Raw genomic sequence first — 12636 nt, forward strand, 5'->3', positions numbered from 1 at the left:
AAATTACAATGAAAAAAGTCAATTTTCTTATACTCCTATTCTCCTTATTTATAACGTCAGCCTTTTCTCAAGAAAAAGTAACTTTAAGCGGAATTGTAAAAGACCAAAAATCTAATGAAACCTTAATTGGCGTAACTATCTCATTTGAAAACAGTACGACAACACGAACTTCATTAACTAATGAATACGGATTTTATTCAATTTCTTTACCAAAAGGAGAATACACTGTTCAAATTAATTCTTTAAGTTATGCGGGATTTTCTGAAACCATAACTTTAGATTCTAACACAAAAAAAGATTTCATCTTAACTGAAAAAAATAATGAAATTGAACAAGTTGTAGTCACGGGAAATTCGAAAAAACTACAAATTGACAAACCAGAAATGAGTGTCAATAAACTAACAATTGCTCAAATAAAAGCGATGCCCGCTATTTTAGGTGAAGTGGATGTGATAAAATCTATTTTAACTTTACCAGGTGTAACAAATGCTGGAGAAGGACAATCGGGTTTCAACGTTCGTGGTGGCGCTGCCGATCAAAATTTAATTTTATTAGACGAAGCTACCATTTATAATTCTTCCCATTTATTTGGATTTTTCTCCGTTTTTAATGCCGATGCGATTAAAGATTTAAAACTGTACAAAGGTGGAATTCCTGCTCGATTTGGAGGTAGAGTCGCTTCTGTTTTAGATATCTATCAGAAAGAAGGAAATAGTAAAAAATTCGGAATGACAGGTGGAATTGGATTAATTTCAAGTAGACTTTTAGCCGAAGGTCCGATTGTAAAAGACAAAGGTTCTTTTTTAGTTGCTGGAAGAAGTAGTTATGCACACTTATTTTTAAAGCTAGCCGACAATAATAATTCCGCATATTTTTATGATTTAAACACTAAAATCAATTATAAACTTAACGAAAACAACAATCTGTTTGTTTCTGGATATTTCGGCAGAGATGTTTTTAGTTTAAATAAACAATTTGTAAATACTTACGGGAATTCGGTTTTAAATCTGCGTTGGAATCACTTATTCAATGATAAATTATTTTCCAATGCTTCATTCATTTATAGCGATTATTACTACGGCTTAACTTTAGATTTCATCGGCTTCAATTGGGAAAGTGGTATTAAAAACTACAACTTCAAATACGATTTCAAACATTATATTTCAGATAATTTCAAATTATTTTACGGTGCGAATGCCATTTATTACGATTTTAATCCAGGAAGAATTGAACCTATTGATTCAGATTCTGGAATTAATGAAAAACAATTAGCCAAAAAACACGCTTTCGAACCCGCTTTTTACATTGATGCAGAACAGAAATTAACAGACAAACTTTCTGTTAATTACGGATTGAGATATAGCATGTTTTATCGTTTAGGTGAAGAAACTGTCAACATTTATGCCAACAATCAACCCGTGACTTATGATGCCGATTTAGGTATTTATGAAAAAGCAACTCCAATTGACACCAGACACTATGGTAAAAACGAAACTATTGCCAATTTTGACAATTGGGAACCACGAGTTGCAGTTGCATATACTATAGATGAAAATCAATCTGTGAAAGCGAGTTATAACAGAATGAGTCAGTATTTACATTTAATTTCTAATACGCAATCTCCAACTCCATTAGACGTTTGGACACCAAGTGATAACTTTTTAAAACCTCAAATTTTAGATCAATTTGCCGTGGGTTATTTTAAAAATATCAAAAATGGCGATTATACTTTAGAAGTCGAATCGTTTTACAAAACCGTAAAAAACAGATTGGATTATATTGATGGCGCCGACTTAATTGCCAACGAAGCCATTGAACAAGTGTTACTTTCTGGAAAAACTCGTGCCTACGGATTAGAAGTGATGGTAAAGAAAAATGTTGGTAAACTTTCGGGTTGGATTTCTTATACACTTTCTCGATCTGAACAAAAAACAGAAGGAAGAACGCCAATTGAAACTGGAATAAACAACGGCGATTGGTACAAAACAGGTTGGGATAAAACACATAATATTTATATAACAGGAAGTTATAAACTGAATAAAAAATGGAGTTTTGGAAGTATTTTCACGTATCAAACTGGACAACCAGTAACTTTTCCAACGGCACAATATCAATATCAAGGCATAAATGTTCCTGTTTACGGAAATAGAAATGAAGATAATTTACCAGCTTATCATCGTATAGATGTTTCAGCCACTTTAAATCCAACCAAAAACAAAGGAAGAAAATGGCAAGGTGAATGGGTTTTCTCTGTTTATAACTTATATGGAAGAAAAAATGCAGCTTCAATCAACTTCAGACAAAATCAAGATACCGGATTAAATGAAGCTGTAAAGCTATCGATTTTCGGAATTGTGCCAAGTGTTACCTATAATTTTAAATTTTAAGACGATGAAAACAATAATAAAATATTTCATTTTAGTAATTAGTTTTGCATTTATCAGTTGCGAAGAAGTGGTAGATGTTGATTTAAACAAAAGCGAACCAAAATTAGTAATTGATGCTTCCATTAAATGGGAAAAAGGAACAATAGGTAACGAACAAACTATCCGTTTAACAACTACTGGCGATTATTTCAACAACACTGTTCCGGTAGCAAATGGTGCAATTGTTACTATTACAGATTCGAGCAATACTATTTTTAATTTTATTGAAGATGGATTAACTGGTTATTATAAATGTACCAACTTCAATCCTGTTTTAAATGAAGTTTACACACTTTCGGTAGCCTATAAAGGACAAACGTATACTTCTACAGATAAATTATATTCAGTTCCTACGATAACTACAATCGAACAAGATTTAAACGGAATTACAGGTAATGAAATAGAATTAAAATTTAATTTTCAAGACAATGGAACGGAAGAAAATTACTATATGGAAGAGTACAAAGTTCCATTTAGACCATTTCCTCTTTTAGGTGTTTTTAATGACGAATTTACCAACGGAAATGAAATGTTTTCTTTAATTATTGACGAAGATTTAGAAGCTGGACAAAACATTAATTTCACGTTACACGGCATTTCAAAGCGTTATCATAATTATATGAATATCTTAATTGGTATTTCTGGCGGATTAAGTAATGGTCCTTTCAGCACACCTGCTGCGACTGTTAAAGGAAATATTATCAATCAAACCAATAGATCAAATTATCCTTTAGGTTATTTCAGATTGTCGGAAGTGGATGTGAGAAATTATGTGATACAATAATTAATTTTAGTTTTCAAGTCGAAATGTTTACTTTTAAACTTTTAAACTAAGAACTTCTAAACTTAAAACATGTCTTCACACCATATTGTTCGCGACGATCAAGAACCTGCATTAATTATTGCGAATGGTTTAGAATGCAACAACGAATTATTAGGACAACTTTTAGAATGGTCGCCGCTAGTAATTGTGTTAGATTCGGCAATTGAACGTGTCATACAATTAGGTATAAAAGTAGATGTTTTATTAGGTGATTTTGATAGAAATTTTGACGCACATTATTACAAAGAAAATCATTATCCAATTGAAATTATCCACACTCCAGATCAAGACAAAACCGATTTAGAAAAAGCATTCGAATATCTGATTGAAAAAGGTCATAAAGCTGCAAATGTGGTTTGGGCAACAGGTAAACGCGCAGACCATACCTTAAATAATTTTTCGGATTTGGCTTTATATCGAAACAAATTAAAAATTGTATTATTTGACGATCATTCCAAAGTCTTTTTGTTACCAGAATCATTTAAAAAATGGTATCCAAAAGACTCGATTATTTCTCTAATTCCTTTAGGAAAAGTGGACGGAATTTCAACAGAAAATTTATTTTATCCTTTACAAAACGAAAGTTTAGAATTAGGCTTCAGAACCGGAAGCAGTAATTATGTTGCTGAAGATGGAATTGTTACCATAACTCACGAAAATGGTAATTTATTATTAATTGAAGGCTTTGATTAGATTACTGAATTTAGACTAATTATAAACAGCTAGTAATGTGACATTTGTTACAATATAACTATATCTTTTTCGTTAGATTTACTTAAAATTAATCGTAATGAAAAAATTAATAGCCCTACTATTTTTAGCAGTAAATATTGGATTTGCTCAACAAGCGGAAACTTTTACAAAAAAATTGGAAACCGCAAAAGCAGAAAATAAAAATGTTTTACTTTATTTTTCTGGTTCAGATTGGTGTGCACCTTGTATTAAATTTAAAAAATTCATCGTAAACACGCCTGAATTTCAAACTTTTGCCACCGAAAATTTAGTACTTTATAATGCCGATTTCCCAAGGCAATCTAAAAACAAATTAGCCAAAGAAATAGAAAAAGAAAATGAACTTTTGGCAGACAAATACAATTCAAAAGGCGTTTTTCCTCTAATTCTTCTATTAGATGCTGAAGGAAACATTATCAAAAAATGGGAAGAATTACCAAAAGAAACTGTAGAAGAATTTATCGGTAAATTGAAAAAATAATGCGCTACAAAAAGAATCTAAAATTGATGGGAAATCGGTTTGAGATTTCTATTTTGGCAAATGATGAAAATGTTGCTAATTCCTGTATCGATTTAGCTGTTGCAGAAATTAGTAGAATTGAAAAACTACTTACCACATTTTCAAACAATAGCGTTACGTTTCAAATTAATGAGAATGCTGGAATTCAACCCGTTGTTGTTCCAAAAAAAGTTTTTGATTTAATTTTTAGATGTCAAATGATTTCGAAAATGACACAAGGTGCTTTCGATATCAGTTATGGAAGTATCGATAAAAAATTCTGGAATTTCGATTTAAACATGACTTCGTTACCAGATAAAGATTTAGCAAAAAAGGCAGTAGAACTAATCAACTATGAAAACATCATTCTGAATGATAAAGAGCAAACCGTATTTTTAAAAAACAAAGGCATGCGAATTGGTTTTGGTGGAATTGGTAAAGGTTATGCTGCAGAATGTGCCAAAAAAATATTACAACAAAACGGAATTGAAAGTGGAATTGTCAACGCTGCTGGAGATTTAACCGCTTGGGGTTATCAAGAAAATGGTGAAGCTTGGACCATCGGAATTGCCGACCCAAATAAAAAAGAAAGTATATTTTCAACCTTTAATATTACAAATACTTCGGTAGCAACATCTGGAAACTATGAAAAATTTGTAATTATTGACGGAAAAAAATATTCACACACTATTGATCCTAAAACGGGTTATCCTATTTCAGGAATTAAAAGTGTAACCATAATTGCAGAAAACGCAGAAATTGCTGATGCTTTAGCGACGCCAGTTACTGTGATGGGAATTGATGTCGGTTTAAATTTCATCAATCAAATTCCGAATATTGGCTGCATAATTATTGATGATTACGACAAAATGTATAGTTCAAAAAACATAAACATTAATTAAATGAGTAAAAAAATAGTATTAGTAATTACTTTAATAACTTTTGCAAGTTGTTCAGAAGTAAAAGAATATCAGAAATCGAAAATTAATGATTCTGATATGGAATTAGCTGCGAGAAAATCGGAGAAATTCGAAAACACATTTATGTTGTATCGCGAAGCAAGTTCTGGAGCCAATGGTGGAAAAACTGGTGGTGGTTGTGGTTGCAATTAATAATATAGAAAATGAAAAAAAGAATCATATCAGCTGCATTCTTAGCCTTTGTATTAACTAATACAGTAAAAGCTCAAGAAACAAAATCGGATTCAACAGCTTATAAAAAACAAAAATTAAAAATTGAAGAAGTAAACTTCATCTCAAGTTATTATTCACAAGACGGAAACAATTCTGCTGTAACTGGTGGTGTTGGAACAGAAAAACTTACAGATGTTGCCACAACTTTAGACATTAAAGTTTCTCGTTATAATAAAAATGAAAACAAACAAACTTTTGGTTTTGAAATTGGTGTCGACTCCTATTCTTCTGCTTCATCAGATAATATTGATCCAAGCACAGTAACGTCTGCTTCGTATCAAGATATTCGCGTGTATCCATCATTAAATTACACCGTTCAAAACGAAGAAAAAGGACAAATTTTTAGTACTGGAATTTCTGCTTCAGCCGAATTTGATTACTTTTCACTTGGTGGAAATATTGGTTTTACAAAATTATCAAAAAACAAAAACAGAGAATTATCTGTAAAAGCTATGGCGTTCTTTGATACTTGGAAAGTAATCTTACCAATAGAATTAAGAGATAATCCTGATCCAAATTATAAGCAAGGCGATACCAAACCTAGAACTTCCTATAACTTAGGACTTACTTTTTCGCAAATTGTAAATAAAAATTTCCAAATGGCATTTTTAGTTGATGCCGGTTATCAAAAAGGTTTATTAGCAACGAAATTTAATCGTGTTTATTTTGACAACACAAGTGTGAAATCAGAAAATTTACCAGATACTCGTTTCAAATTACCAATTGGAATGCGAACCAGTTATTTCTTAGGTGACAACATCATTTTAAGAGGATTCTACAGATATTATTTTGACAATTGGGATATCAAATCGCACACAGTTAGTTTCGAACCTACGATTAAATTATCGGCGTTTTCATCAATTTCTATTCCGTATAGATATTATGTACAAAATTCTGCCAAATATTTTAAACCTATTTTCCAACATCAAGTGGCGGAAGAATACTTCACAAGTGATTATGATTTATCTGCATTTTCAAGCAATATGATTGGTTTAGGCTATAAAATTACCGATTCTAACAAAGGATTATTTCATTCGAAACATTTCAATAGTTTAGAATTACGATATGGCTATTACCATAGAAACAATGGCTTAAGTTCTCATATTCTAACTTTAGCTTTGAAGTTTAAGTAAAATAAAAAGGCGATTTCAAATTGAAATCGCCTTTTGTTTTACTTTACACTTTTTACTTGGCTCTTAGTTAGCGAAGCTGTTGTTTATACAACTCAAAATTTGCTTTGTCTTTTTCTGACAAAACAGGTTCGTTTATAGGATATTTTTGTAATTCTTCCCACATAATTTTTGCTACTAAATAACGAGCCATTTCTTTATCATCAGCAGGAATGATATACCAAGGTGCGTTTTCTTTAGAAGATTTATTCATTATTTCTTCGTAATAGTTCATATAATCGTCCCAAAATTCACGCTCTTTTAAATCACCAGAAGAAAATTTCCATTGATGGTCTTCTTCCACTAAACGCTTCATCAATCTTTTCTTTTGCTCCTCTTTACTCATATAAAAGAAAAATTTCATCATAATCGTTCCATTATGAGTAATGTGTTTTTCAAAATTATTAATTTGCTCAAATCGGTTTTCCCAAAATTCTGGTGTGATGTCTTCCACTTTTTCAATTTCAGGTAAATTTTCATTCAAAATATATTCAGGATGCACACGAGTGACTAAAACATTCTCGTAATGTGTTCTATTAAAAACAGTAAACTTTCCTTTTTCTGGCAAAGCCAAATAATGTCGCCATAAATAATCGTGTTCTAATTCGTTTGAATTTGGCGTTTTAAAACTATGAACCACTACTCCACGCGTATTAAACTCTTTAAAAACTTCCCGAATCAAACTGTCTTTCCCACTCGTATCCATTCCTTGTAAGCCAACTAAAACGGCATAACGATTGTGTGCATACATCACATCTTGCCATTCACTTAGCTTATTTCTAAGTTGGTCTAATTCCTCTTCTTTTTTATCATCATCCCAAAAACTATTCAATTCCGTTTTATAATCCGATAATTTTATTTGTTTCGTAACTTTATAATCTTCTAATCTGAAATTTTCCATATTTTTACACCTTTAATTTGAAGCTATTTCCTGCTATCCGCTATATCTTAATACCCTTGTAGGGCTCTAACCCTCCAAGGGTATTAAGGATGCCGCTACTATCAGGGCTAGACTTTAGTTTTCCAAAACATAAATATATGCAAAATTTTCAATTAACCGAGTTCTGTCACATTAAAGGAATTGGTTCTGCTTCTGGTTTAATTTATTATCAAGATGTACTTTTCATAATTTCAGATAACAGCTCATTTTTATATCAATATGTAATTGATAAAGATGTAGTATTGAAATTTCCTTTAGTTGAAAATCCACAAGAAAACATTGCTAAAAAAGATAAATATGATTTAGAAGCGATGACCAATTATGGCAATCAGATTTTTATCTTCGGTTCGGGTTCAACTCCACAACGAAATACAATGTTTTCTATAAACTTGGAAAATGATGCTCTACATAAAAACGATTTATCGCATTTATATCATATTTTAAGAGAATTGGCTTCGTTAAAAGAAGACGAATTAAATATTGAAGGTGCAATTTGCATAAACAAAACTATGTTGCTATTTCAAAGAGGAAATGGTGCAAATAACAAAAATGGAATTTTTATCGTACCTGATAATCCAGAACAACCACAAGGTTTTGTTGCCATAAAACTTCCTGAAATTTCTAACGTAGAAACCACTTTTACTGATGCTATTTTAGTAGATAATTTCATTTACTTTTTAGCTGCTGCCGAAGACACCGTTTCCACATATGAAGATGGAGAAGTTTTAGGTTCAATAATTGGAAAAATGAATGCAGAAACTTTCGAAATTATAGAAACGCAAATTATTTCTATTTCACAAAAATTTGAAGGTATTACTTTGTATCAAAACAATGAAAATGAAATCACATTTCTACTTTGCGAAGACACTGATACTGAAATTTTAGAATCAAAAATTTATAAATCGAGTTTTACTAAATAATTCGTAACATTTTATCAGAAAATACTACATATAGCAAAACTAAAACTATATGATTAAACATTTTCTAACACTCGAATGGAGAGCCTTTTTTCGATCTGCATCTTTTAAAACCAATTTGGTCTTTAAAATTTTTATCGGACTCATAATCTTATACTTTATTTTAATTTTTGCGGCTGCAGGAATTGGAGCGTATTACGGATTAAAAAAAGCACATTTAGAACCTTTACAAACGGTAAATAAATTCATGATTTACTATTTACTGGCCGATGTAATGTTTCGTTATTTTTTTCAAAAAATTCCAACATTAACCATTCGTCCGCTACTGGTTTTACCTATAACTAAAAACACAATTGTACATTTTTCTTTAGGGAAAACCGTTTTATCTTTTTTCAATATTACACACGCTTTCTTTTTCATTCCATTCAGCATAGTTTTACTAATAAATGGATATAGCGTATTAGGAGTAATCACTTGGCATTTAGGAATTTTAGCACTTATTTTATTTATCAATTTCTTAAATATTTTAATTAATAATAAAGATGTTATTTTCGGAATTGCAGCTACAATTGTAGTTGGATTAATTGCTTCTCAATATTATAAATTATTTGATGTTACGTTATATACTCAACCTTTCTTTCAAGGTTTGTACGAACACATTTGGATGATTATACTTCCGATTTTAGCATTGCTTGCAACATATTATTTTACCTTTAATTTCTTTAAAAAAGATTTAACTTTAGATGAAAGGTTGCATATTAAAAAGAACTTAGCCACAAACCAAAACTTAAATTGGTTAAATCAATTCGGAACTCTAGGAACGTTCTTAAAAAACGACATCAAATTATTACTTAGAAATAAACGAGCAAAAACTACTTTATATATGAGTTTCTTTTTCTTGTTTTATGGCTTATTATTTTTCACAATGGACGTTTATAAAGGTGGCGTAATGCAAGCTTTTGCAGCTGTTTTTGTAACTGGTGGCTTCTTAATTAATTTTGGTCAGTTTGTACCAAGTTGGGACAGTTCATATTATCAACTAATGATGACACAAAACATATCGTACAAAGAATACTTAAATTCAAAATGGTGGTTAATGGTGATTGGAACGGCAATTAGTATGGTTGCGGCTTCCTTTTATATCTATTTTGGTTGGGATATTTACATGACCATTTTAGCTGTTGGGATTTACAATATTGGCTTCAATTCCTTCTTAGTCTTATTTACTGGCGCTTACACCAGAACTGCCATTGATCTAGAATCAGCAAAAGGTGCTTTTGGCGATAAAAAAGCATTTAGTGTAAAAACAATTCTATTTTCATTACCACAAATGTTATTACCAATCTTGTTATTTAAAATAGGTAAATTATTAGGTAATACCGATATCGGAATTGCATTAATTGCTAGTTTTGGAATTTTAGGATTGCTTTTCAAATCGAAAATATTTATGCTAATTGAAAAAATATTTCAGAAAGAAAAATACAAAGCCATTGCAGCATATAAACAAAAAAATTAATTTAAATACCATAAATTATCATGATACAAGTAAACAATCTTACCAAAAAATATAACAATACCACAGTTTTAAACATTCAAGATTTAGAAATTCCAAGAGGACAAAGTTTTGGATTAGTTGGAAATAATGGTGCTGGAAAAACCACTTTTTTCAGTTTATTATTAGATTTAATTGAGCCAAGTTCAGGTGGAATAATTAATCATGATATACAAGTCAATTCAAGCGAAGACTGGAAACGTTTTACAGGTGCTTTTTTAGATGAAAGTTTCTTAATTGGCTATTTAACAGCGGAAGAATATTTTTATTTTATTGGCGAATTACGCAATCAAAACAAAGCAGATGTTGATGCTTTATTGAAAAAATATGAAGAATTTTTTAATAACGAAATTCTAAATACGAAAAAATACTTACGAGATTTATCTAAAGGAAACATGAAGAAAGTTGGAATTATTGCCACTTTAATTGGAAATCCGGAAGTCGTTATTTTAGACGAACCCTTTGCTAATTTAGATCCAACAACAGTAAATCGATTAAAGAAAATTGTAAAAGAATTAGCCGAAAACCCAGATGTTACGGTTTTAATCTCTAGTCACGATTTACAACACACCGTAGAAGTTTGCAACCGAATTGTAGCTTTAAACAAAGGTGAAGTTGTTAAAGACATCAATACTTCTGAAGAAACACTAAAAGAATTAGAAGCCTTTTTCGCGGTGTAACCATTTAAAATTTTATACTTTTATAATCGTAAGTTTAACCGCTTACGATTTTTTTTTGAAAATAATTTAAAGTCTTCCCAACCTTTTAGATAAAAATGTCATCTATATAAGAAAGCAATTGCAAAACAATATACAGTTTAAAATAAATGATTGATATACAACTCATACAGGCCTGTAAAAAACAGCAACGCGATGCACAACGGCAAGTGTACGAATTGCTCGCACGCAAATTATACTATACGTGTTCGCGCTATTTGAAAAAAGAAGAAGAAATTGAAGAAGCAATGGCCGATGCCTTTTACATCATTTTTACCAAAATTGATCAACTGAAAGAAGAATTAGCTTTTGAAGGTTGGGCGAAAAAAATTGCTGTGAATCAATGTTTGATGCAATTGAAAAAGAACGTGAATTTCAATTTGTATTTGGAAGATGTGAGTTTAAAAGACCAACCATTAACTGATGAAATGTGCGAATTAGAGGAAGAAGATTTACTCAACTTACTCAATTATTTGCCCGATGGTTGCAAAACGGTTTTCAGTTTATTTGTGATAGAAGGTTTTTCACATAAAGATATTGCTGAGAAACTTCAAATTTCGGAAGGCACGTCAAAATCGCAACTCAATGTGGCAAAAACAAAATTAAAAGATTTGGTAAATCAATTTTATTATCAAAAAGCAAAGTAAAATGAACTCAGAAGATAAAATATATAGCAAAATAAGAAACGCTTCCCACAAGGGCGAAAAAGACTTTCCAGGAATGGATAAGGTTTGGAATCGCGTGGAAGAAAAGTTAGACAACACTATTGTGGTGCAAAAGAAAAACACTTGGCAAAAACTAGCTATTGCAGCAACGGTTTTATTGAGTTTCTCAATCATCTACCAATTTATGTCAAACGATGAAATAATTAAAGATAAAGTCATCAATAACACTACAAATCCAATTATCGTTTCTAACGATTCTGTGAAGAAAATTATTGATAAGGCGAAAGAAGTTGTGGTGGAGAATGACATTTCAAAAAAACCAGCAAATACAGTAAATCCTTATTATAATTCTGGAGCAGCTTCTGCAGAAAGTAGTTTTTATCCTGAAGAAACTAAGTCATCAGAAGTAATTGATGATGCAGCTAAAAAAATGGAATTTAGATTTGATAGTAATCTAGCTTTGACTGAAAAAGAAAAGGTTGGAATTACAACTGAATTGAATAAAAACATCAGTACAGAAAATGAAGTTAGTTTTAGAAATAGTGCACTAAACTTCACATCATCAAATACTAATAATGGTTATTTAGCACCAAACAAAAAATATGAAGTGCCAGCTAAAGAAGTAAAATCAAAGTACAAAGCACCTAAATTAAAATCTGCAGCAGCACCAGTTCAGCAAAATAAAGATTTAGTGGTGATTGACGGTGTGGCAATGGACAAAAGCTACAATGCCGAAACAGAATTTACTAAATTGGATATGGACGACATAAAAACTACAGTTTTAACCAATCCTTTATACATTATTAATGGTGTAGAATATTCTGAAGAATCATTATTTGGTAAAACCCCAACGAGTCCGTATGCACCTTTAGATAAACAGAAAATAACATCAACCAATATTTTACAACCTGCAGATGCTACAAAAATTTATGGTAAAAAAGGAGAAAAAGGCATTGTCATAATCACCACTAAAGACGGGAAACCGGCAGATAAATAAAACAGTC

At 30.9% G+C, this 12636-nt stretch carries 13 protein-coding genes; 12 read left to right on the top strand and 1 reads right to left on the bottom strand.

Going from position 1 to position 12636, the window contains the following annotated elements; translation table 11 throughout:
• Positions 1 to 8: 8 nt before the first annotated feature.
• From BMX42_RS02640 to BMX42_RS02670, 7 genes are all read left to right on the top strand, one after another.
• Positions 9 to 2387 carry a TonB-dependent receptor gene (locus tag BMX42_RS02640; protein WP_091308124.1) on the top strand — a complete coding sequence of 793 codons (2379 nt, stop codon included), beginning with the start codon at positions 9 to 11 and terminating at the stop codon, positions 2385 to 2387.
• Positions 2388 to 2391: 4 nt separating this feature from the next.
• Complete coding sequence (locus tag BMX42_RS02645) at positions 2392 to 3210, top strand: DUF4249 domain-containing protein (RefSeq protein WP_091308799.1); 819 nt, start codon at positions 2392 to 2394, stop codon at positions 3208 to 3210.
• A 69-nt stretch (positions 3211 to 3279) separates the two neighbouring features.
• A complete protein-coding gene (locus BMX42_RS02650) occupies positions 3280 to 3942 on the top strand; it encodes a thiamine diphosphokinase (protein WP_091308127.1) in 663 nt (220 codons plus the stop codon).
• 97 nt (positions 3943 to 4039) lie between these two features.
• Complete coding sequence (locus tag BMX42_RS02655) at positions 4040 to 4462, top strand: thioredoxin family protein (RefSeq protein ID WP_091308130.1); 423 nt, start codon at positions 4040 to 4042, stop codon at positions 4460 to 4462.
• A 26-nt stretch (positions 4463 to 4488) separates the two neighbouring features.
• The gene (locus tag BMX42_RS02660) at positions 4489 to 5382 is read left to right on the top strand and encodes an FAD:protein FMN transferase (protein ID WP_245748206.1); all 894 of its coding nucleotides are present in this window, start codon (positions 4489 to 4491) and stop codon (positions 5380 to 5382) included.
• The gene (locus BMX42_RS02665) at positions 5383 to 5592 is read left to right on the top strand and encodes a DUF4266 domain-containing protein (RefSeq protein WP_091308138.1); all 210 of its coding nucleotides are present in this window, start codon (positions 5383 to 5385) and stop codon (positions 5590 to 5592) included. It abuts the gene before it with no gap.
• Between the two features lie 11 nt (positions 5593 to 5603).
• Complete coding sequence (locus BMX42_RS02670) at positions 5604 to 6806, top strand: DUF3570 domain-containing protein (protein ID WP_091308142.1); 1203 nt, start codon at positions 5604 to 5606, stop codon at positions 6804 to 6806.
• A gap of 67 nt (positions 6807 to 6873) precedes the next feature.
• Here the strand turns inward: BMX42_RS02670 and BMX42_RS02675 are convergent, their stop codons facing one another.
• Positions 6874 to 7743, bottom strand: a complete 870-nt coding sequence (locus tag BMX42_RS02675; RefSeq protein WP_091308145.1) for a PPK2 family polyphosphate kinase — start codon at positions 7741 to 7743, stop codon at positions 6874 to 6876.
• A gap of 137 nt (positions 7744 to 7880) precedes the next feature.
• Between BMX42_RS02675 and BMX42_RS02680 the strand changes: the two genes are divergently transcribed.
• From BMX42_RS02680 to BMX42_RS02700, 5 genes are all read left to right on the top strand, one after another.
• Positions 7881 to 8702: a DUF6929 family protein gene (locus BMX42_RS02680; RefSeq protein ID WP_091308148.1), complete on the top strand. Its 822-nt coding sequence runs from the start codon at positions 7881 to 7883 to the stop codon at positions 8700 to 8702.
• Positions 8703 to 8751: 49 nt separating this feature from the next.
• On the top strand, positions 8752 to 10215 hold the full coding sequence (locus tag BMX42_RS02685; protein ID WP_091308151.1) for a DUF5687 family protein: 1464 nt from the start codon (positions 8752 to 8754) through the stop codon (positions 10213 to 10215).
• Between the two features lie 20 nt (positions 10216 to 10235).
• Positions 10236 to 10931 (top strand): ABC transporter ATP-binding protein, encoded by a 696-nt coding sequence (locus BMX42_RS02690; RefSeq protein WP_091308154.1) that lies wholly within the window; start codon positions 10236 to 10238, stop codon positions 10929 to 10931.
• Positions 10932 to 11077: 146 nt separating this feature from the next.
• Positions 11078 to 11614 carry an RNA polymerase sigma factor gene (locus tag BMX42_RS02695; protein WP_091308158.1) on the top strand — a complete coding sequence of 179 codons (537 nt, stop codon included), beginning with the start codon at positions 11078 to 11080 and terminating at the stop codon, positions 11612 to 11614.
• 1 nt (position 11615) lies between these two features.
• A complete protein-coding gene (locus BMX42_RS02700; RefSeq protein WP_091308161.1) occupies positions 11616 to 12629 on the top strand; it encodes a hypothetical protein in 1014 nt (337 codons plus the stop codon).
• Positions 12630 to 12636 lie beyond the last annotated feature (7 nt).

Origin of the sequence: Flavobacterium terrigena, from assembly GCF_900108955.1 — a bacterium.
Classification (GTDB): domain Bacteria; phylum Bacteroidota; class Bacteroidia; order Flavobacteriales; family Flavobacteriaceae; genus Flavobacterium; species Flavobacterium terrigena.